This window comes from Nitrosospira sp. Nsp13 (assembly GCF_900101945.1).
Lineage (GTDB): Bacteria > Pseudomonadota > Gammaproteobacteria > Burkholderiales > Nitrosomonadaceae > Nitrosospira > Nitrosospira multiformis_D.
The window spans coordinates 45840-65846 of the sequence record NZ_FMVD01000008.1; the positions used below are offsets into that span (position 1 = coordinate 45840).

General features: G+C 52.9%; 21 protein-coding genes. 6 read left to right on the top strand and 15 right to left on the bottom strand.

Features of this window, described 5'->3' with window-relative positions; all coding sequences use genetic code 11:
• Positions 1-21: 21 nt before the first annotated feature.
• The 12 genes from BLO43_RS10600 to cysS all read right to left on the bottom strand — a co-directional run bounded on the left by BLO43_RS10600 (position 22) and on the right by cysS (position 11692).
• A complete protein-coding gene (locus BLO43_RS10600; RefSeq protein ID WP_090907118.1) occupies positions 22-822 on the bottom strand; it encodes a TrmH family RNA methyltransferase in 801 nt (266 codons plus the stop codon).
• 176 nt (positions 823-998) lie between these two features.
• Positions 999-1580 (bottom strand): FxDxF family PEP-CTERM protein, encoded by a 582-nt coding sequence (locus BLO43_RS17080; RefSeq protein ID WP_254773427.1) that lies wholly within the window; start codon positions 1578-1580, stop codon positions 999-1001.
• A 145-nt stretch (positions 1581-1725) separates the two neighbouring features.
• Positions 1726-2343, bottom strand: a complete 618-nt coding sequence (greB, locus tag BLO43_RS10610; RefSeq protein WP_090907052.1) for a transcription elongation factor GreB — start codon at positions 2341-2343, stop codon at positions 1726-1728.
• 361 nt (positions 2344-2704) lie between these two features.
• Entirely contained in the window at positions 2705-3715 is a 1011-nt protein-coding gene (glk, locus tag BLO43_RS10620; protein WP_090907054.1) for a glucokinase, read from the bottom strand.
• Positions 3712-4533: a M90 family metallopeptidase gene (locus BLO43_RS10625; protein WP_090907055.1), complete on the bottom strand. Its 822-nt coding sequence runs from the start codon at positions 4531-4533 to the stop codon at positions 3712-3714. The genes glk and BLO43_RS10625 overlap by 4 nt, the downstream gene beginning before the upstream one ends.
• 63 nt (positions 4534-4596) lie before the next feature.
• Positions 4597-5724, bottom strand: a complete 1128-nt coding sequence (locus tag BLO43_RS10630) for a DNA recombination protein RmuC (protein WP_090907119.1) — start codon at positions 5722-5724, stop codon at positions 4597-4599.
• Positions 5725-5846: 122 nt separating this feature from the next.
• On the bottom strand, positions 5847-6275 hold the full coding sequence (locus BLO43_RS10635) for a hypothetical protein (RefSeq protein WP_090907056.1): 429 nt from the start codon (positions 6273-6275) through the stop codon (positions 5847-5849).
• Between the two features lie 262 nt (positions 6276-6537).
• On the bottom strand, positions 6538-8280 hold the full coding sequence (locus BLO43_RS10640; RefSeq protein ID WP_090907057.1) for a tetratricopeptide repeat protein: 1743 nt from the start codon (positions 8278-8280) through the stop codon (positions 6538-6540).
• 23 nt (positions 8281-8303) lie between these two features.
• Entirely contained in the window at positions 8304-9029 is a 726-nt protein-coding gene (locus BLO43_RS10645) for an EI24 domain-containing protein (protein ID WP_090907058.1), read from the bottom strand.
• A 35-nt stretch (positions 9030-9064) separates the two neighbouring features.
• Positions 9065-9595 carry a hypothetical protein gene (locus BLO43_RS10650; RefSeq protein WP_090907059.1) on the bottom strand — a complete coding sequence of 177 codons (531 nt, stop codon included), beginning with the start codon at positions 9593-9595 and terminating at the stop codon, positions 9065-9067.
• A gap of 16 nt (positions 9596-9611) precedes the next feature.
• Entirely contained in the window at positions 9612-10004 is a 393-nt protein-coding gene (locus BLO43_RS10655; protein ID WP_090907060.1) for a DUF5675 family protein, read from the bottom strand.
• 293 nt (positions 10005-10297) lie between these two features.
• Positions 10298-11692 carry a cysteine--tRNA ligase gene (gene cysS / locus BLO43_RS10660; RefSeq protein WP_090907061.1) on the bottom strand — a complete coding sequence of 465 codons (1395 nt, stop codon included), beginning with the start codon at positions 11690-11692 and terminating at the stop codon, positions 10298-10300.
• A 108-nt stretch (positions 11693-11800) separates the two neighbouring features.
• Here cysS and BLO43_RS10665 point away from each other — a divergent pair, with 108 nt between their 5' ends.
• The 6 genes from BLO43_RS10665 to BLO43_RS10690 are packed head-to-tail and all read left to right on the top strand — an operon-like array spanning position 11801 to position 16813.
• Positions 11801-12856, top strand: coding sequence for a nuclear transport factor 2 family protein (locus BLO43_RS10665; protein WP_090907062.1), 1056 nt, complete (start codon positions 11801-11803; stop codon positions 12854-12856).
• The gene (locus BLO43_RS10670; RefSeq protein WP_090907063.1) at positions 12853-14103 is read left to right on the top strand and encodes a L,D-transpeptidase family protein; all 1251 of its coding nucleotides are present in this window, start codon (positions 12853-12855) and stop codon (positions 14101-14103) included. Before BLO43_RS10665 ends, BLO43_RS10670 begins: the two co-directional genes overlap by 4 nt.
• A gap of 54 nt (positions 14104-14157) precedes the next feature.
• Complete coding sequence (locus BLO43_RS10675) at positions 14158-14766, top strand: peptidylprolyl isomerase (RefSeq protein ID WP_090907064.1); 609 nt, start codon at positions 14158-14160, stop codon at positions 14764-14766.
• 8 nt (positions 14767-14774) lie between these two features.
• Entirely contained in the window at positions 14775-15269 is a 495-nt protein-coding gene (locus BLO43_RS10680; RefSeq protein ID WP_074631744.1) for a peptidylprolyl isomerase, read from the top strand.
• Between the two features lie 21 nt (positions 15270-15290).
• Positions 15291-15938, top strand: coding sequence for a PEP-CTERM sorting domain-containing protein (locus BLO43_RS10685; RefSeq protein ID WP_090907065.1), 648 nt, complete (start codon positions 15291-15293; stop codon positions 15936-15938).
• A gap of 59 nt (positions 15939-15997) precedes the next feature.
• A complete protein-coding gene (locus tag BLO43_RS10690) occupies positions 15998-16813 on the top strand; it encodes a M48 family metallopeptidase (protein WP_090907066.1) in 816 nt (271 codons plus the stop codon).
• Between the two features lie 283 nt (positions 16814-17096).
• Here the strand turns inward: BLO43_RS10690 and BLO43_RS10695 are convergent, their stop codons facing one another.
• Genes BLO43_RS10695 through BLO43_RS10705 form a run of 3 tightly spaced genes read right to left on the bottom strand, consistent with a single transcriptional unit; the run spans position 17097 to position 19927 of the window.
• The gene (locus BLO43_RS10695; RefSeq protein WP_090907067.1) at positions 17097-18518 is read right to left on the bottom strand and encodes an erythromycin esterase family protein; all 1422 of its coding nucleotides are present in this window, start codon (positions 18516-18518) and stop codon (positions 17097-17099) included.
• Between the two features lie 42 nt (positions 18519-18560).
• Complete coding sequence (locus BLO43_RS10700; RefSeq protein WP_090907068.1) at positions 18561-19280, bottom strand: phosphoribosyltransferase; 720 nt, start codon at positions 19278-19280, stop codon at positions 18561-18563.
• Entirely contained in the window at positions 19256-19927 is a 672-nt protein-coding gene (locus BLO43_RS10705; RefSeq protein WP_090907069.1) for a dienelactone hydrolase family protein, read from the bottom strand. Before BLO43_RS10705 ends, BLO43_RS10700 begins: the two co-directional genes overlap by 25 nt.
• Between the last annotated feature and the right edge of the window lie 80 nt (positions 19928-20007).

The window sequence follows — 20007 nt, forward strand, 5'->3', positions numbered from 1 at the left end:
GTGCCTTTATCGCTTCCTATCTCATCGCTCCATCTGCCTTACCCTCTCAAAAAAACATACCGCCGCAGCAGCAGCCGCATTCAATGATTCCGTACCGCCCGGCATAGGAATGCTGATTTGTTCGCTGGTGGCTTGCAGCAGCACTTCCGACAGCCCCATTCCCTCATTGCCGAATACGAACGCGATCGGGCCGGTTAACCGGGTCTGATACAGACTCAATTTTGCTTTCAGAACGGTGGCAATGACCTTGCCGTTGAACGTTCGCGCCACTTCAGCCAGATTGGACCGTTCGTGTATGCGTAGCAGAAAATGCGCACTCATGGCAGCACGCAGGGTTTTGGGCGACCAGGCATCCGCGCAACCCTCAGACAGGTAGACATCGCTTGCACCTGTGGCGGCGGCAGAACGCAGAATGGAACCCAGATTGCCGGGGTCTTGTATGGCTTCAAGCAGCACGCAAAAGGTTTCATCCCTTCCATCCTTATGCACAGGGATGGTTGCGGCCGGAGGGATCGATATCAGCGCCATGATACCGGTAGGCGTTTTTACCAGGGAGGCCTCACGGAACAATACATCGCTCAGCACAATCACGTCAGCTTCTACCCCGGCCTGCTCAGCCAGAAAGCGTTTTATCTCCGCGTTCTCGCAACCCGACTCGCTTACGATAAGGGTTTTTGGCGAACCTAGCGCAAGATAATAAGCACTAATCAGATGAATGCCATCAAGCAGCGTTAAACCAGTGGTTCTACGTTGCCGCGCGGAATCTTCCAGCTTAATGAATTGCCTGAAGAATGGATTATCGCGGGAAGTGATAGATTTTATCGTCAATCGAGACACTCGAATGGGCGCTACTACAGAACATGTTGTTGACAAAACCTGCAATCACTCTCACCAAACATACAGTGTAGGGCATGAATAAGTTCGTCCTTCTGTTGATTGTTTGATCGAAGGAATCGAATCAAGAATCGAGATCAAATGGGAACGAGATTCCCATCACTCTATTGGAGAGAGATTTTTCTACGTCGTGCCATAAAGCCAAGCAAACCTAAACCAGCTAATAGCATGGCATAAGTTTCAGGCTCTGGTACGGCCGACGCAAATACTACATCAATCAAAACTCGCGAAGTCGGCGAGAAGTTGAGTCCGGCGCCACTATAGCGAATCGTGTCACCATCGAAACTCAGCCCGACCGAGGATGCTGCGAACGTCGAAAGGGGATTTAGGGATACGCCTGCAATAACTGGCAAATTCGGGCCGGAAAAGTCAAAGACATAACCATTGAAGGATCCGTTCGCAGAAGGGGAGCTCACTATATAGTCAAGGTCGATGGTGGAGCTTCCAATATCTATGTTGGAGCCGCTAATGCTAAAACCCCTGATTGTCTGAATTGAACCGGATGTAAACTCGATTCCCGTCCCGACAACTTTTGTGAGTGGTATGGTTATCCGGTCCGATTCTACAGGAGCGGTGCAACAATAAGCCGTCGTGGTTACCTGCGCCCCATCAAAGCCTGCGGCGTCTATATTGGAACTCATGGCAAGTGCAATACTTACAGTGAAAATTAAAACTGTTTTCCGCATTTCAATTCTCCCCCTAAATTAGATGGATTTAGGGAAATGATAGCGCAGTATAACGACAACGGTGTGAACTGAACCTGGCAGCAGTGGCATCATTTAATGGATTTTCGTCCGGTGCAATAGGCTTCGCTCATTGCGCCCTGAATTTTTACGTCTCCTCATTTCCCGCGTCGATCCGCTGGCCGAATAATTCCATCGGAATAGTCTGGTATTTGACCTCCAGAATTTCCAGTTCTTCAACTCCGCCCGGTGCGTGCAGCGTCACCACATCGCCTTCCCGCGCCTTGATCAACGCACGCGCCATCGGTGAAATCCAGCTTATATAGCCTTTTGAGGTGTCAATCTCGTCAACACCCACAATGGATACCGTTTTTTCTTCACCTTTCTGATTGGCGAATATGACCGTGGCACCGAAGAAAATTCTCTCGTCATCTTCCCTCGGTGCGGCGGGATCCACGACTTCGGCCACGTCCAGGCGCCGGGTCAGAAAACGAATACGCCGATCGATTTCGCGCAGACGCTTTTTCCCATAGATATAATCGCCATTCTCCGAACGATCGCCATTCCCGGCGGCCCACGACACCGTCGCCGTCACTTGGGGACGCTCCTTGTTCATCAGCCATAGAAACTCATCCATCAGCCGCGCATGACCACCCGGCGTGATGTAATTTTTGCTACCCGCAGGGATAGAGGGTAAATGATCAATGGCCTCGTCTTCATCCAGGCCGTCGCCCGATTCTGGTTCTTTTATAAATGCTTTATTCATCCGCTAAAAATTTTCTATCCAGTAACAATCCACATAGTCCGACTCTTCCAAATGAACCAACCGCGCATCTCATTGGCACCCTCTCCGCGCCGCACCTCATCGCGGTATGTTTCAGTCCAGAGTGCTGCAAGGATGTTGACGTGTGCCTGCTGACGGGACCGGCCTGGCTGATCTGCCTTACCTTCCTGGTAGGTCGCTACGCACCCATTTACTGGCGGCCGCGAGTTGATGGCAGACCGGGCTAATAACACCAAAAGTTTGTTTAGATTTAGATCAAAAATGACTAGATTGACGTCAGACAAGGCACGAGGAGGCGCATAGTATTCCTACGCAACGACAAGCAACGCGATATGACGAGAATCTAGTCATTTTTTAGCAGCATACGCTGCGCTTCGTATGCGGCACCTAGCAACCCGGCTCTTGGGTTCATGACGACATGCACGGGAATTTCACTCATCAGGGCTGAGAAACGCCCCTTGTCGCAAAATGCCTTCATGAAGCCGCCTTCTTCCAATTTGTCGATGATTTTGGGTGCAATGCCCCCAGCCACATATACGCCACCGCGGCTCAGCGTCGACAGCGCCAGGTTCCCGGCATAAGCACCGTATATTTCAACAAATAAATCCATCGCTCTTACCGCAAGAGGATGCTTATGATTAAATGCGAGATCCGCCACTCGCGCCGCGTCGGTGTCCCCCAGACTGGCTTGCGCCAATTCCGGAGCATCGTTCCGATGATGGAATTCGAGGAACTCGAAAATATTGGTCAATCCCGGTCCGGATAGTAGCCGCTCGACCGATACATGGCCAAATTTCTTCCGTAAATATTGAAGCAAGTGATCCTGTAATTCATCGGTGGGAGCAAAATCCACATGCCCCGCCTCGCTGGGTAACGGTATATAGCGGTCGCCTTGCCATATCAGCCATGCCACGCCCATGCCGGTGCCCGCGCCGAGTACAACACCCATCTCGTTATCGTAAGTCCCTCCCGCCTGCAACGTTACCAAATCGCTCGGGGACAAAATTTGGATGCTCAATGCCACGGCTTTAAAATCATTGATGAGCTTGACGGCGGGAATGGAGAATTCTTTTTCGATTACCGCGCTATCCATCACCCATGGCAAGTTGGTAAGATTTGCTCGCTGTTGCGTGATCGGCCCCGCCACTGCAAAACAGGCAGATGCCGGATTTCCAGCCACTCCAGCCATTGCGACCCCATCCAGAAAATCCCGGAGCATATCGGAAAAATCCGGATAGTCGCGGCTGGGATAGCGGCGTTCGTAGCGTACCTGCATGCAGCCATCTATCGCCTCCGCTGCTTGCAGCAAGACCTTGGTGCCGCCAATATCGGCGCTGACAAAATATTCATTCATGATTCTATCCACCGTTGTGCCGTATCCTGGCGGTAAAACAATACCAGCTGTTCATATACCGCCGGAAAATTTAATTTCACCACCAGCGGCATCTCAAAAAATGCTTCGCTCATCACAGCAAAGAACTCCGCGGGGCTCTCGGCTGCGTAAGGATCAAAATAAGAGCCGGTGCAAGGATCGCTGTCATGATGGATTTGAGAATCGATAACCATTGCCTCTACTGCATCCACCTCCACGCAGAAATCCGCATAGGCTTTGCTGAATACTTCACTCCAGGCTTGCTGGCTCATGTCGGCATGCAGCGGAGGTGATCCGTTGGCGTCACCGTTCAGCATATCGAGTTTGTGAGCGAATTCATGTATGACCACATTGTAGCCGACACCCGCCTCCGCTGCGATGGTATCTTCCCAGGAAAGAATCACCGGCCCGCCGAGCCAGGATTCGCCCGATACCGGCTCGCTGGCGTGATGCACCACGCCAGCCTCATCGGCATATTCGTAATCGCGAATGAATTCACCGGGATAAACAATAACCTCGACCCAGCCGTCGTAGTAATCCAGGTCAAGATTCAGAATCAGAATGCAGGCCTGGGCCGCTATCACCACATGCATCTCCTCGGTGACAACCAGTCCATGTGCCCCGCTTATTTGCTTGGCATGAAGAAACAGCGTGACGCATTCCCGCAAGCGCTTCAGTTCGATCGGACTCAGGCCCTGCAGAAATCTCAGTTGCGCTATCGTTCTTTTCCAGAGATCGTCCGGGATGGATTCGTTATCAAGAATGCGGCGGCGGTACCAGTCTTTGAAGTTCCAGGACATTAAGAAACCTCTGAATCAGTCCCCGAAATTACCAGCAAGGGGCGCGATGGCAGGGTTTTTAAATCAATCCTCATCGGATTCCAGCGCATGCTTGCCTTCCAATTCCGGAACATCCACGTCGACTGCGTCTATTCGCGCAAAGCGCTGGCTGATCTTGCGGCTGGAAATATGCACCTCCTCCACATCCTGGTTGGCTTGACGGATATGATCGGCGAGCTTTTTCATGCGTTCGTCGAAACGCACAAAATCCTTGCCGAGCCGGGAAAGCTCGTGCTTGATGATATGTACCTGTTCGCGAGTCTCCATGTCCTTCAGCACCGCGCGCGCGGTATTCAGCACCGCCATCAGCGTTGTGGGCGAAACTATCCACACCTGCTTCTGCATGGCATAGTCCACCACATCGGAGTGATACGCATGGATCTCGGCGAAAACCGCTTCGGCTGGGACAAACATGACTGCGCCGTCACAGGTTTCCGGCGGCAGGATGTATTTGCCGGCGATATCATCCACGTGTTTTTTCACGTCCGCCTTGAATTGTCTTTGCGCCGATGTCCGGCTGGCTTCATCCGCATCGCGATCGAACATGCGATGAAAGTTTTCCAGCGGAAATTTTGAATCTACTGCCACCATGCCTGTGGGTGGAGGCAGCCGCAAGACACAATCCACGCGGCTGCCATTGGAAAGCGTGTACTGCATGCTGTACGCCGCCACTGGCAAAATATTGCGCACCAGTGCTTCCAATTGCACCTCGCCGAATGCACCGCGCGAGCGTTTGTCGCCCAGCAATTCCTGCAAGCTCACCATATTGGTGGTAAGACTATCTATTTTTTTCTGTGCTTCGTCGATGGTCGCAAGCCGCGTCATGACGCTGATAAAAGTTTCGTTGGTTTTCTTGAACCCTTCGTCAAGGCGCTCGGTGACACGTCCACTGATCTGGTCCAGTCGCGTTTCCATCGTTCCACGCAACTGCTCGGAAGTTTTAGCAAGCGCTTCGGATATTCGGTCACCCTGATTCGCGAGTCCTTCATGCAAATCCTTGAGCATGTCGCGGTGCTTGTCTTCCATCATCCTTGCTTGTTGTCCCAGCAGGTCACGCATCATTGACGAAAGCATACCAAGCCTGATCACCAGAAAAGCCATGGTTACCAGTAGAATGGCGACGGCGGTGATAATCAGCAAGGTTTCAGGCATTATGTATAAAGTATACTGGAGAATCTGATTCGATAGGAGCATGCCGGACTTCGCACGCTTCCACGTTTTTCAACACCTTGTCAAGTCGAGCAGGCTGCCAGAAAACAGTTGTCAGGCACGCATCACCTTGGTGGAAATCCCGTAATGGGGTCATACCGTTCACTTTCCATCTGGTGCCTTTGCCATTTGGTCTGCTGGTGCGTCCCGCGGCGACTCGAGGAACCAGACTCCTGGGTTCTTTTATTCTCTTGTTCAAGCTGCTCTTTCCGGGCTTTTCTGCCCACCCGGCGCCTTTCGTCCGTAGCTTTCTGCTGTTTTATCGGGTCCGTGGCATTCTGCTGCTCCCACGGCCTTACCTCCCACGGCTTCGGTTCCTGACCTTGCTGCTTGCCCTCCAGTCCCAATCCCGGTTGACTATTTTTCTGCGCTTGCTGCCTCGCCGCATTCGTTCCTGGTTCTCGCTGTTTCGAGAAAGCATCTTGATATGCCATGGCGGCGGATTGAAAACCCAGCACGGCAAGGGCGATAAACGCTGTCCAGAAGATTTTCATGTGTACTCCTTTACAATTGATGTTTAGCTTGCGTTTCCGATAAACTAACACCGGTGGGCCAGGGATGATCCGGTTATTTAAAATTTAGCTACATTTACTTATCGACAGATTCCGGCTGTTGCTTGAGGAGGATAACTGATCTTCAGGCCATCCGCTCGTGGCCATGGCGCAGGAGACCGACCACCGGCCGCTTTTTCCCTATGATGTTTGCCCTGCTCTCGTTCACCATTGACGATAGCCGCAAAAAACATTGGCAATAAACCTATGGTGCTATTTCTGCCGGGGGCGCCGCAATGCAGCCGAACCGCGATGCGTTGAGCGCCACATCCGCACGCGCCCACGCCTTCTTGAAACGTGCTTCGATCAATGCCGCCTGGTCGTCCTTCTTTTGCGCGCGTAGCGTCTGCAGCAACCCGTAAAGCGCCCAGCCATTGTTACGATTTCTCCGCAGATCTTCCCAATACACCGTCTCTGCTTCAGCTGCACGCCCTGCTTCCAGCAGAATGGCACCCAACACCAGCCGTGGGGAAGACTGCCATTCCGACGGCTCCGTGTAAACCAGCGCATCCTCCAGACGAACCGCCCGGTCAAGATGTGCGATGGCCGAATCGAACTGTCCACGGGCGGTGGCAATCTCGCCAGCAAGCATCTCGGGACCGATACTCAATACGTCGCGTGCGGTATTTAGCGACATAAGCGGCCAATCCAGCGACCCATTTTTCATGATCCCGCGCAACGCTTCCAACTCCTTCTCGGCCTGCGGCAACTGCCTGGTTGCCGCGAACGCCAGGCCGCGCACATAATGCCAGCCCCCCTTAAGGAAAGCGTTTGTAGCCGGTGGCGGCGGTTCCTGCAGAATCTCGTTCCACTTCCCGAACTTCGCGTATGCCCAATACGGTGTGACACGGAATATTCCCGTTCCCGGCACAGCCTCCAGTGCCGCATCATCTATCGTGCCGGCCACCTTTCGCGCCGATTCGATCGCAAGCCGGCTTTGCCCATCCATCGTAGCGGCAAACCACAGAAAGTGAATGTTATGGGGAGTGTACATAATGGGGTACATTCCCTGCACATGGCTATGCGACAGATACTCCTCATCAGCCGCGATGGCAAGCTGATTACTCTTTATCGCGTCGGCATAGCGGCCCACGCGCTGATAGATATGCGACGGCATGTGCACTGCATGTCCGGCCGCCGGCATCAGCGTAAGAAGGGTATCGGCCGCCTTCTCCGCCCGCTCGGGCGTACTCGTCGGCTCGACGAGGTGGATATACATATGCACCGCACCCGGATGTTTGGGGTTGCGCCGTATCACGTTCTCGGTAAGCGCGACAATTTCGGCGGTCCCTCCGATCGGATAACCGTCCCGCATCCAGTAACCCCAGGAGTTGAGATCCATCATCGCCTCGACATAGAGCATCGCAATGTCAGGATCATCCGGAAAGCGTGTATGGACTTCCCGCATCGCATCCGCATAAGCCTTATTGTTCGCCTTGCGCTGCTCGGGGCTGCCGGTATAACGTTTTTCCAGCGCACTGATAAGCGCCTGCTCGCGCGGAGATGCCTTCGCCATGAGCGAGGCAGCCTTCCGTACGAGATCCAGAGCCGTCGCCTCATCCTTCGGCTCCATCATTGCGTTGATGTTGGGTCCAAGCACAAGCGCCTGGCCCCAGTATGCCATCGCAAGCGAGGGCTCGAGCCGCGCCGCCTCCCGAAACGAGCGGCCCGCCTCGGCATGATTGAACGCGTAGGAGAGATTCAGTCCCTGGTTAATGAATTGCTGGGCTAACTTGTTCCTGGTGCTGACCGGGAATGCGTGTGACCCAAGATTTAACAGTCTGGGTGTAGCCTGATCATCCTGGACCGCCTGCGCATAATGCTTGTGGACAGCCCCGGATACCGTGGATGCCGAAGCATTCTCGCCCGTATGAGCGAATGTACCGGTAACCCCGCCTGCCGTCACCGCCAGCCCCAACATCATGCTATGAAGTATGCGCAATTGCATGGATATTCCCTCCTGATTCTTGACTATCCTGCACCCGGTCGATGACGCAGTTCCGCGAGGCGCGCCAGACCGAAATGAACGAAAGCCAGGGCCGCCAGCACTGGCGCAAACAGATTGAAAAATGGTATGAATTGTACCAGACCGGTTAGTAGACCCAGGCCCCAAAGCGACGGGCGACAGGTTAAAAATATCGTCCCCATCTCTTCGCGGCGCGCGTGCTCTGCGAGCGCATCATAACGGAACAAACGCTGGTTCAGATATGCCGCGGCAATAAATGGCACAACTACCCCCGCGCCGACCAGCCACAATGGAATGGTGGCAAGCCATATGGCGATAAAGATGCCGATGGCGAGCAGGGCATTGAGCAGGCTCCCTGTAATGCCGCTGTTATTTTCACGTTCAAGTTGCGGGTAATCACGATCCGCTACCAGATGAACCAGCGCTGGCATGGCGAACAAGGCGGTAATCACCAGCGCCGTAATAAAAACCAGCGGCACAAAAAGAATCAGATGTGCCACACCCTGAATTCCATATGCAATCCACCTCGGTTCTACGCCTTCAAGCCAGGTTTGAATGCCGATCGCCGTGAGTCCGCTTGCGATCCATCCCGAGAAAGTGCTCCAGAAAACCACACCCAGAATAAACCACAGCAAAGCGGCCACCAGGATTGGCCAGATGACAATCCACAAGACCTGAAACCGGAACAAATCGCGGAAGGCGCGCGAAAGCGCATCGAGTACGGGGATCATGGATAATTCTCCTTCGCAGGGCGAAACTCATTGAATCATTGAATTCCACTTCCGCATCGCGGATCCGCCTCGTAGGCAAACGCATTGTACCAAGTGGTCCGCTCCCAGATTTCCTTGCACACCTCGGCGCAGACTTCCCGCTCGAACCCGCACATCCCGCCCAACTTGAAACGCGCCGTATAGGCACCTGCGGCTTCCCCGCCTTTAAGTTCGATAACAACGCGTGCATTTTGTTCAAAGATGCGCAGTTGATAAGTGTTGGTGAGATCCTGATAGAATTTCCTGGGAATGACGAATTCCTTGCCGTCGATAGAAACAAGAAAAACCTCGGTGATAAACCGGGGAATACCTCCGTCGATGCCCCACATGCCTGCATCGGCTTCCCAGCACTCGCCGCTCTTGCATGGGCGCTCCCGGAATGAAACGGTAACTCTCTTGCCGGAGGGCAGCACGGATATTTTCTCGTGCACAAACGGAACGGCTTCCGTGTACGCCAGGGCATCCAGGGATACGAAGGACAATGCAGCGGTGAAGCTGAAAAGCAGTACTTTCAGAAGACTTAACATTACTCAGACGATACGGCTACGCTATCTCGATGAATATCTTTTCGGTCTCGGACGCAGCCTTCAATTTAGTGAAAAGCTGCTCGAAAGCGAGTCGGCTTTGGCCGATGAATCCCGCGTCCTTCGTCTGACCTACCAGTATACATCCCTCCGTATCCGCGGCTGTATTTCCGGGATGTATCCGCACCCCCTCAAAGTTGGGCACATTCAGAAAAAGTGGCAGCAGGCGGCCAAAACGCTGTGAGTGGTTAATAATGATTTCATAGCGTCCCGCAGGGATGGCCGTCTTCCCCCTGATCTTGACCGGCCTGACTTTATCTTCCAACGTGTAGCACTCAAACTGATCATCCACGTATAGCTTGCCGATCGTACTATTCTCCAAAAAATCTGTTCTCTCTACCCGTATTTCCATTTTCATCTCTCCTTTTTTATTATGCGGCAGGAATGATGTCGTCCCATTTCCTTCCCGCGCTTTATCCTCGTCCTTTAAAAATAGTATATATTTGAATTGTTTTCACTATTTTTGTCTGGCTATTACTGGATCAATGACATAGAACGTAAAGGAGTTAAGCAGATGTACCATTGCCAGCCACCTTTGGACTGGTATCAAGAAAACAACGACAGGATGGGCGGGCGGGGAATATTTTCGCCTTGAATTGCGGACGGCAAGGTCAAGAACCTTCCGGTTCAAAAAGGTGACAAAACTTATGCTCGCCGCCAAGCGGTGCCCTGAGATCCATCTTCCAGAATAATGCCGGCATCCAGCAATTCCTTGCGGATACGGTCGGATTCACCATAATCTTTATTGGTACGGGCGATGAGGCGCTGTTGAATCATTTGTTCAATGCGTTCCTGGGTAAAGGCAGGATCTCCCATGATCACGGTATCCTGGAGATATTGCTGCGAATCCTGTTGCAGCAGCCCCAGTACACCGCCCAAGGCTCTCAGCAATGCCACATCCACGGGTAAACCGGTCTTGTTAATTTCGTTGGCAAGATCAAACAGTACAGCGATGGCATCCGGGGTGTTGAAGTCGTCGTTCATCGCTTCCCTGAAACGCCGTGCCGGAGCCTCGCTCCAGTCTATCGCCTCGGCAGACTCGCTTATCTCACCTCCTTGCTCACTTCCTTTCAGGGCCGTGTAAAGCCGGTCGAGCGCACGTTTGGCATCCTCCAGATGCTGGTCGGAATAGTTCAGCGGGCTGCGATAATGCGCACGCAAAATAAAGAAACGCACCACTTCCGGTTGGTAGCGATCAAGTATTTCACGTACAGTGAAAAAATTGCCCAGCGACTTGGACATTTTCTCATCATCGACACGCACGAAACCGTTGTGCATCCAGTAGTTGACGAAAGGATGATCATGCGCGCCTTCGCTTTGCGCAATTTCGTTTTCATGATGCGGGAACTGCAAGTCCTGACCCCCGCCGTGTATGTCGAAATGCTCGCCCAGAAAATGTTCGCTCATTGCCGAGCATTCGATATGCCAGCCGGGACGCCCCCTGCCCCAGGGCGAATCCCACCAGGGCTCGCCGGGCTTGGCGGCTTTCCATAACACGAAATCCAGCGGATCTTTCTTGTGTGGATCGATGATCACGCGCTCCCCCGCTCGCAAATCGTCAAGCGATTTCCCCGAAAGCTTTCCATAACCCGGAAATCGATGCACAGCATAATATACATCGCCATTGGCTGCGGCGTAGGCGAGACCCTTATCCACCAGGGTATGGATCATGGCGACCATTCTTTCCACATGCCCGGTAGCTCGCGGCTCGCAAGTAGGTGGCACGACCCCGAGCGCGGCGGCATCTTCCTCCATCGCCTGAATAAAACGAGCGGTCAGGGTTTCGATGGGCTCATTGTTTTCCTGCGCACGTTTGATGATTTTGTCGTCAATATCAGTGATGTTGCGCACATAAGTGACATCAAGGCCGCTGGCCCGCAACCAGCGCACCACCATATCGAATACCACCATCATGCGTGCGTGACCGAGATGGCAATAATCATAGACCGTTATGCCACAGACATATATTCTAACGCTGCCGGGCGTCAGGGGAACGAAATCCTGTTTTTCTCTTACGAGCGAATTATGAATCTTGAGCATCTGGCGAGATTGTGAAATAGACGGGCTTCTTGGTAGAATCGGCAGGCATCTTGGCGGAAGCCAGAATATTCCGAGCTGGCTCAACAAAAACCGGAGCAGTATAGCACAATGAAATCGCTAAATTTTCACCGGGCCAATGCGTCCATGACCGCCTGTGCCGTCGTCTTGCTGATGGCGGCTGCCGCCACGTTTGCCGATGAAAGCGAGGAAGTTGCCAAACTTTATAAGCAGGGTAATCTGGGCAAAGCGCTGGAACAAGCAGATGCCTATCTTGCCACCCGGCCCAAGGACGCCCAAATGCGCTTCCAGAAGGGGTTGATCCTTACCGAGCAAAACAGGATTGCCGATGCCACCAAGGTATTTTCTTCACTATCGGAAGAGTATCCGGATCTGCCCGAGCCCTATAATAATCTTGCCGTGCTTTACGCCAGCCAGGGCCAGTATGACAAGGCCAAGAGTGCGCTGGAAGCAGCGATACGCACGCATCCCAGTTATTCCACCGCACATGAGAATCTCGGTGACATATACGCCAAGATGGCGAGTCAGGCATATGGCAAGGCTTTACAGCTGGACAAGAGTAATGCCACCGCGCAGACCAAGCTCTCAATGATCAAAGAGTTGGTCACGACGAACCGCCCCAAAGGCGTTCAACCCGCCGCCCTGCCAGCAGGCAAGCCATCGGTAACAGGCCCGGAAAAAATTGCCGAAAAATTGCCGGAGAAGGTTCCGGACAACATTTCGGCAACCGCCGAAAAACCGGTGCCCGAAAAAGCTCCTCTTGCTGAAAAACCAGCTTCGGAAAAACCAGCAGTCGCGGATAACGACTCCAAAGAAATCCTTAAGGCAATCAATGCCTGGGCCAAGGCATGGTCGGATAAGGATGCCAGCACGTACCTCGCATTTTACGCAAGCGACTTCCATACCCCCCGTGGCACCTCACGCCCAGCATGGGAGAAAAGCCGCCGGGAGCGCATCGGCAAGCCAAAGTCTATCCATGTCGAAATCACCCATCCCAAAATCAGCTTCACCAATGCCGCGCACGCCACGGTAAGCTTCAGGCAATCGTATCACTCGGATGCGATCAAAAGCACCACCACCAAAACCATTGAGATGGTCAAGACAGGGGAAAAGTGGCTGATACAACAGGAGCAGGTCGGACGATGAAATCGCAAAATTGCCTTGTTTCCCTGAAACGGGATCGTCTATCCGTAAAAACCACGATTACCACAGCCGCACTGGCAGCATACTGTCTCGCAATCCCCGGCGTACTCGCAAGTGAAAACTCAATCTTGACGGAACTCCCCATGGCCGGGCCGGAAACGGCGCTCGTCAAAAGCTTGCAGGAAATCGCGGAGAGCCGCATGGATTCCGCTTTGAACGGAATCGAGCAATTACTCAAGACCAACCCCAATTTCCGGCTTGCGCAATTGATCAAGGGTGACCTGCTGCTGGCTCGTGCCCGCCCCATCAATAATATGGGCGATACGGGAGGAATACCACAACAGGACATTGCCGATCTGCGTGAGGAGGCGCGCGCCAGAATGCAGCATCACCGGGAATCGGTCCCGCGTAATGCGACACCTAAATATCTGCTGCAAATGCAGCCGGAGCAAAAATACGCAATCATTGCCGATACCCGCAGATCCCGGCTTTATATGTACCAGAATGTTCGTGGGGAAGCCCGCTATCTTGCCGATTATTACATCAGCAGCGGCAAGAATGGCTCACAGAAACTGAAGGAAGGTGACAAGAAAACGCCTGTCGGAGTGTATTTCATCACTGCCAATCTGCCACGTGAAAAACTTACGGATTTCTACGGCAGCGGCGCATTTCCTATCAATTATCCCAACGAGTGGGATAAGCGCCACGGGCGCAATGGTTATGGCATCTGGCTGCATGGAACGCCCTCAAACACCTACAGCCGCCCGCCTCGCGCCAGCGATGGGTGCGTAGTACTCTCCAATCAGGATCTGAATGCGGTGGGTGCGACCTTGCAAGTCGGCATCACTCCCATCATCATCAGTGACGAAATGGAATGGGTAAAACCTGATGATACGGTCATACTCCGCAACAAATTGACGCAAAAACTGGAAAGCTGGCGGCGTGATTGGGAGAGTGGGAATATCGAGGCATATATCAGGCACTATGGACGGAATTTCTCCAGCGGCGACCAGGGCCTGGCTGAATGGATACAGCACAAACGCCAGGTAAATGCCGCCAAAAGCTGGATCAAGGTGGGTATCAGCAATGTCGGCATGTTTCTTTACCCCGGCAGGGACGACCTGGTAGTCGTCAATTTCGATCAGGAATATTCCAGCAACAACCTGTCCAACAAAATGAAAAAACGCCAATACTGGATGAAGGAAAACAAAGAAGGCTCATGGAAAATTATCTATGAAAGTGCGGCATAGTTTCAGTATTATGATAAAAATAATCGATTGATTTCCCTTTTTTACAGGCAGCCCATGCATATCATCAAACTTCTCACTGTTCTCTCACTTCTTTTCAGTACTATCACAACGGCTTACGCTGCCAATCCCCAGGTTGAAATCAAGACCAATTTCGGCACTATAGTGCTGGAACTCTATCCGGATAAAGCACCGAAGACGGTAGGAAATTTCTTAAGCTACGTGAAGGATGGTTACTATACAGGCACCGTGTTTCACCGGGTCATCCCTGGATTCATGATTCAGGGCGGCGGCTTCGATAAGACCCTCAGACAGAAGCCTGCAAGACAACCCGTTGAGAATGAAGCGGCCAATGGCCTCAGGAACGAGATCGGGACCGTTGCCATGGCCCGCACGTCGGATCCGCATTCGGCCTCGGCACAGTTTTTTATCAATGTCGCCAATAACGCTTTTCTTAACCATACCGCGCCTACGCCACAGGGCTATGGTTATACCGTATTTGGAAAAGTCGTGAAGGGAATGGAGATCGTCAACAAGATCGCAGACGCGCCCACCGGTCCGGCGGGACCTTTCCCAAGCGATGTCCCTAAGGTAACCGTGGTCATCGAAGAAGTCAGACTCATCGCGGCGGAACCCTCTGCCGCAGCCAGCACCCCCACCAAATAAGGACAAACATGATCAAATTGCATACCAATCACGGCATCATTTCACTTGAACTCGACAGCGAGAAAGCGCCATTGACCGCCCAGAATTTTATCGACTATGTAAACAGCGGACATTATGACAATACGATATTCCATCGCGTGATTGATGGCTTCATGATTCAGGGAGGCGGTTTTGAGCCGGGCATGAAGCAGAAACAGACCCGCGCGCCGATTCAGAACGAGGCCGCCAATGGGCTCAAGAACGAAAAATATACCGTCGCCATGGCACGCACCTCCGATGTACACTCCGCTTCCGCACAGTTTTTCATCAATGTCGCCGATAATAATTTTCTCAATTACACTTCATCGACTTCTCAGGGTTTTGGCTATTGTGTATTTGGCAAAGTCACGGAAGGCAAGGATGTGGTAGACCAGATCAAGAAAGTAAAAACGGCCGATCGAAGCGGGCACCAGAACGTGCCTTTGGAGGATGTGGTGGTGCAGAAAGCGGAAGTCGTTCAATAGCGGAATCGTTGCGGGGGGTCCATGAACAAAAATTTTCTTTCATTCTGCCTTGCCGCGGTGCTGGGCATATCCTCCGCCATGCTCCATGCCCTCCCCTTTGCCGACTCCGTGATCAGTTTCAATGGGGGCGCCGGTTTCGGGATTGACGATGGAATTATCGACGGAGAGGGTATTGATGACCTGCAGGCGGTAACGGCTGCGATAAAGGCATTGGACGGAACAATAGTTGCCCTGGGCGGCGCCACGGGGACTCCAGGTACTATCACCATGCGTTTCAGCAGTGGCGAGGTGCTTGACGGAGCCGGCCCGGATCTCCGGTTTTACGATACTTTCAGCTTTCTGGACGGATTCAGTCTGGATATCAGCGCTAATGGATCCAGCTTCATTCACGCGTTTTCCCTTGCCGGAGATCTGTTGAATTTCTCGTGCTCTCCCGCATTCCCGTGCATTACGAATGTGGACATATCCGGGACGGGACTCAGCGAGATCAGCTACCTCAGGCTAACCGCGTCGGGCAACAGCGGGCAAGGTTTTCCCGAAGCCTATACACTCGATGCCGTGGAAGCACTTAATTTCCGTTCCTCCGCCGTCGTTCCCGAACCGGGAATACTTGCTTTGATTGGCCTGGCCGCCACCGCACTAGTGGCTATACGCCGCCGGAAGTATTGAGGAATCAGTCGCCGGGGTTCTCTGAATACGTATGACAAAATATTTTATCGGGAGAAATCATGTCCATTTTTCGACTTCTTGCAGCCATATCAATCAGTCTATGGTTAGCGGTGCTCAGCGGGTGCGCAACCACCACCACAGGTGGGGCGGTTGGGGCCAACCGCTCTCAGCTCATGCTTATTTCCTCGGAGCAATTGGAGCAGACAGCGGCGCAGGGTTATACCAAGATGAAAGCGGACGCAACAGAAAAAGGCGCGCTGAACCAGGATAGCAAGCTGCTGCAGCGAGTGCAGGCCATAGCCCGCCGGATCGAACCGCAAACCGGCGTATTCCGTCGGGATGCGCCCGGCTGGAAGTGGGAAGTCAATATTATTGATAGCAATGAGCTCAATGCTTTCTGCATGCCCGGCGGCAAAATCATGTTTTATTCGGGACTGATTAATCGCCTGAAGCTGACCGATGAGGAGATTGCGGTCGTAATGGGGCATGAAATTGCCCATGCCCTGCGCGAGCACTCACGTGAACAGGTCTCCCAGGCGATTGCCGCACAGGCCGCCATGGGCGTTGGATCGGCATTGCTTGGCCTCGGTCAGAATGCGGCTCAACTCGCCAATGTTGGTTATGAAGCGCTGATAGCCACCCATTTTAGCCGTACTGACGAGGCGGAGGCCGATCGTATCGGTCTGGAGCTGACCGCCCGTGCGGGTTACAATCCACGCGCCGGAATAACCTTGTGGCAAAAGATGATGAGCGCTAACGACGGCTCGCAGCCACCCGAATTTCTGAGCAGCCATCCAGCCGACTCAACCCGGGTTCAGCAGATTGAATCATTGCTGCCAATCGTTACACCTCTCTACCAGGCTGCACGCCGCTGAAGCTGAGTCGTATTGCAGGTTGTGTAAAAATCACGATCGTTTTTAATTCTGCGATAAGAGTTCACATTTACAAATTCCGGGCCGATCAAACTAAACGGGCCGTGTGATATACGGCCCCGTTAGTGGTACAACTATTTATCCTGAATCCGGTAGTAAGCAGGGTAAAGTGTGCGGATCTTGGGATATCGGAAGACATAACGAATCACTCACCAATGTGCCGCAAAAACCTTGCCATCCATCCCATAGCAAGCTCACCCAAAAGGTGAGAAGCCGGTCACATTACCTATAACCCGGAAGGATAAGTTTCATCCATTTCCCCTGGTCTTTTATGGGCGAATGATGGTAACGGTGTCACAGCTTCTGTTTCATCGATATGGATCATGAAATCGAATTGCCGTGGCAGGGATGTGTAGAAGTAGTGACTCATGCGCTCCGTTTCAGGCCGATAGATGACGCCGATGGCCCGCTGTAGTCTCTCATCTCTGAGCATATCGGTTGTGTCGGTTCTTCCTCGCAGGTCGAGAAAGAAATTCCGCTTTCCAAGCTGCGAGAAAATCTCTTCATAACTGCCGGACAATGGCTCGCGGATCGTCTTTGTTTCCACTGGTCCATCCCAGTCTGAAGCAGCGGTCACTGTGCCTCGGCTGGTTGAGAACCCAATACAAAGCGCCCTATCCCCGTATTTCTCACTGACCAACTGGCCGATATTAATTTCACCCCGCCGCCCCATATCGGTTGCCGTCGCATTGCCCAAATGAGAATTATGAGCCCAGACAACAATTCGCGCCTCGCGCGCCTGCTGGAGACTCACGTAAGCGGCAAGTTTCTCCAGCGTTTCGAACATATGCCGGTCTCTCAAGTTCCAGGTGTTAGGTCGTCCTCTGAACATTGCACGATAGTATTCTTCGGCATTTTTTATCAGCTCGGCATTCTGCTGCGCCGAAAAATATTCATTTTTGGCAAAAGCACCATCGCATTCGATATAGAGACGCGCTTTCTGTTGCAGTTGTATAAGCTGGGTGATGACTTCCTGCTCACAGGAATCCCATCTACCTGAGGCAATGGCATAGCCATATGCCTGCGGATCATTGATAAACTGGCCAAAGCACGCATAGCGCCCCCGTGCAGCCTCCGCTTCTTTCGGGTCGATCTTGTCCAGATACTCCAGCACCGCCTCCATGGAGGTCGTCATGCTATACAAATCAAGACCGTAGAAACCGACGGGTTTCATTGGCCCCCTCTGCTCCATTTGAGCCTTCCGGCCTACCCCGCCTTTAGCACTCTTGCTCCCTTCGTTGAAATCGTGCAGCCACTCGACGAATGCCCGAACCTCGGTATTGCGCCACATCCAGGTAGGAAACCGTTCAAAGCCCGATAGAGCCGCATCCGCATCCACATCGTCCGGCTGGCCCGATACATAACGGTTAACCCGGTAAGCATCCGGCCAGTCGGCTTCAACGGCAATAGCGTCGAAACCTTCCTCCACGATGAGGCGCCGGGTGATTTCAGCACGAATCCGGTAAAACTCCGCGGTTCCATGAGTGGCTTCACCGATCAGGACGAATCTTTTCTCCTTGGCGTTGCCCGAAGCATTCCCCCGGACGGCCTGTATTATCGCGTCATAGTCACTCTCGAAACCCGGCAGAGATTGAGCCTGTCTTTCCAGCACATCAATCAATTTATGATCAAAATTGAGGCTAGACATACGCCCTCACTCACTGGAGAAAAACCAGTTTCGGCGGAGAATCTACGAATATAGAGTTCGCCCAAGGTTTGTTGTGACATTGTTTAGAAGCGCCAGCACGTCCTCATCCGATGTCTGGGAAAAATCGCTATACCATTGTCCGACACCGTAAAAAGGCTCTGGCGCGTGCAGGCATATAAACTCATCCGCTTCTTTACCGATTTTGCCGCAGGTGGATGCCGCACCAACCGGAACAGCCACAATGATCCGTGCCGCGCCCGCCTGACGGAGGGATGCAATCGCAACACGCATGGTCGCACCCGTAGCCAGACCGTCATCGATGATAATGATTGTTTTCCCTTCTATACCTGGCGGCGCTTTACCCTGGCGGTAGAGCGTGTTGCGTCTTTCCAACTCGGCCTGTTCCCTGGCTACGATGCCATCAATAACCGTCTCGTCAATATTGAGAAGATCAATAATATCTTGATTGAAAATACGGATACTCTTCCCTGCCAGCGCACCTAGCGCCAATTCTTCGTGTCCCGGCACACCAAGTTTGCGGACAAGCCACAGATCCATCGTCGCAGACAGGGCTTTCGCCACTTCATAAGCAACAGGAACACCTCCCCGCGGCAGCGCCAGAATGAGGATATCGCTTCTACCGGTATAACCGGATAGTGCATCCGCAAGTCGCTTCCCAGCTTCTGTTCTGTTTGCGAAACGGTAAAAGGTAGTCACCACCCGATTGATCTCCCCGGCTATTTCAAGTGATCGCGGAACCATTGGGCCGCCAGAAACGCGGCGGCTTCAAGCGTACCGGACTCTTCAAACAGATGCGTTGCATTGGGCACAATTTCCAGTTTTGACTGGGCATTGAGCTGCGCAAGTGCCCATTTATTGAGATCCAGAACCTGAGGATCGTTTTCTCCCACGATCAGCAATACAGGCGCCGTAACGTCCCGCAGATAATCCCCGGCCAGATCCGGCCTGCCGCCACGTGAAACGACAGCCATGATATTTTCCGGACGCCGCGCCGCGGCAATCAGCGCGGCGCCAGCCCCGGTACTGGCCCCAAACCAGCCGATTTTCAACTGTTTCATCTTCGCTTGATCTTGCAACCATGCCGCGATATCAACCAGCCTGCCCGCCAGCATTGGAATATCGAAGCGCAGATGACGTGTCCGCAAATCGATGATCTCCTCTTCTTCCGTCAGAAGATCGGCGAGAAGTGTGGCAAATCCATATCCGTTCAGCGTTTCCGCAACATAACGGTTTCGGGTGCTGTGCCGGCTGCTGCCACTCCCATGAGCGAAGGCAATAATGGCTTCCGCGCCCGCAGGTACAGTTAAATCCGCACTCAACAGCACACCACCCGCCGGTATGCGTAGAGCCGTAGTCTCGTGAGCGTCATGCATCGAACGGGTGGGCATAGGATTTCTTATAATCCCAATTTTATGGAACAGGCGGACAGGGCAATCAAGATAGGCATCAACTACGTTTTACTGATTGT

Bases quoted from the DNA above. Each gene is read 5' to 3' on its own strand.
- cysS (WP_090907061.1), bottom strand. From the start codon at position 11,692: ATGCTCAAGATTCATAATTCGCTCGTAAGAGAAAAACAGGATTTCGTT.
- BLO43_RS10700 (WP_090907068.1), bottom strand. From the start codon at position 19,280: ATGGTTCCGCGATCACTTGAAATAGCCGGGGAGATCAATCGGGTGGTG.
- BLO43_RS10675 (WP_090907064.1), top strand. From the start codon at position 14,158: ATGCATATCATCAAACTTCTCACTGTTCTCTCACTTCTTTTCAGTACT.
- BLO43_RS10625 (WP_090907055.1), bottom strand. From the start codon at position 4,533: ATGTCCTGGAACTTCAAAGACTGGTACCGCCGCCGCATTCTTGATAAC.
- BLO43_RS10680 (WP_074631744.1), top strand. From the start codon at position 14,775: ATGATCAAATTGCATACCAATCACGGCATCATTTCACTTGAACTCGAC.
- glk (WP_090907054.1), bottom strand. From the start codon at position 3,715: ATGAATGAATATTTTGTCAGCGCCGATATTGGCGGCACCAAGGTCTTG.
- BLO43_RS10695 (WP_090907067.1), bottom strand. From the start codon at position 18,518: ATGTCTAGCCTCAATTTTGATCATAAATTGATTGATGTGCTGGAAAGA.
- BLO43_RS10655 (WP_090907060.1), bottom strand. From the start codon at position 10,004: ATGGAAATACGGGTAGAGAGAACAGATTTTTTGGAGAATAGTACGATC.
- BLO43_RS10650 (WP_090907059.1), bottom strand. From the start codon at position 9,595: ATGTTAAGTCTTCTGAAAGTACTGCTTTTCAGCTTCACCGCTGCATTG.
- BLO43_RS10685 (WP_090907065.1), top strand. From the start codon at position 15,291: ATGAACAAAAATTTTCTTTCATTCTGCCTTGCCGCGGTGCTGGGCATA.
- BLO43_RS17080 (WP_254773427.1), bottom strand. From the start codon at position 1,580: ATGCGGAAAACAGTTTTAATTTTCACTGTAAGTATTGCACTTGCCATG.
- BLO43_RS10635 (WP_090907056.1), bottom strand. From the start codon at position 6,275: ATGAAAATCTTCTGGACAGCGTTTATCGCCCTTGCCGTGCTGGGTTTT.
- BLO43_RS10645 (WP_090907058.1), bottom strand. From the start codon at position 9,029: ATGATCCCCGTACTCGATGCGCTTTCGCGCGCCTTCCGCGATTTGTTC.
- BLO43_RS10630 (WP_090907119.1), bottom strand. From the start codon at position 5,724: ATGCCTGAAACCTTGCTGATTATCACCGCCGTCGCCATTCTACTGGTA.
- BLO43_RS10665 (WP_090907062.1), top strand. From the start codon at position 11,801: ATGAAATCGCTAAATTTTCACCGGGCCAATGCGTCCATGACCGCCTGT.
- greB (WP_090907052.1), bottom strand. From the start codon at position 2,343: ATGAATAAAGCATTTATAAAAGAACCAGAATCGGGCGACGGCCTGGAT.
- BLO43_RS10690 (WP_090907066.1), top strand. From the start codon at position 15,998: ATGTCCATTTTTCGACTTCTTGCAGCCATATCAATCAGTCTATGGTTA.
- BLO43_RS10640 (WP_090907057.1), bottom strand. From the start codon at position 8,280: ATGCAATTGCGCATACTTCATAGCATGATGTTGGGGCTGGCGGTGACG.
- BLO43_RS10705 (WP_090907069.1), bottom strand. From the start codon at position 19,927: ATGCCCACCCGTTCGATGCATGACGCTCACGAGACTACGGCTCTACGC.
- BLO43_RS10670 (WP_090907063.1), top strand. From the start codon at position 12,853: ATGAAATCGCAAAATTGCCTTGTTTCCCTGAAACGGGATCGTCTATCC.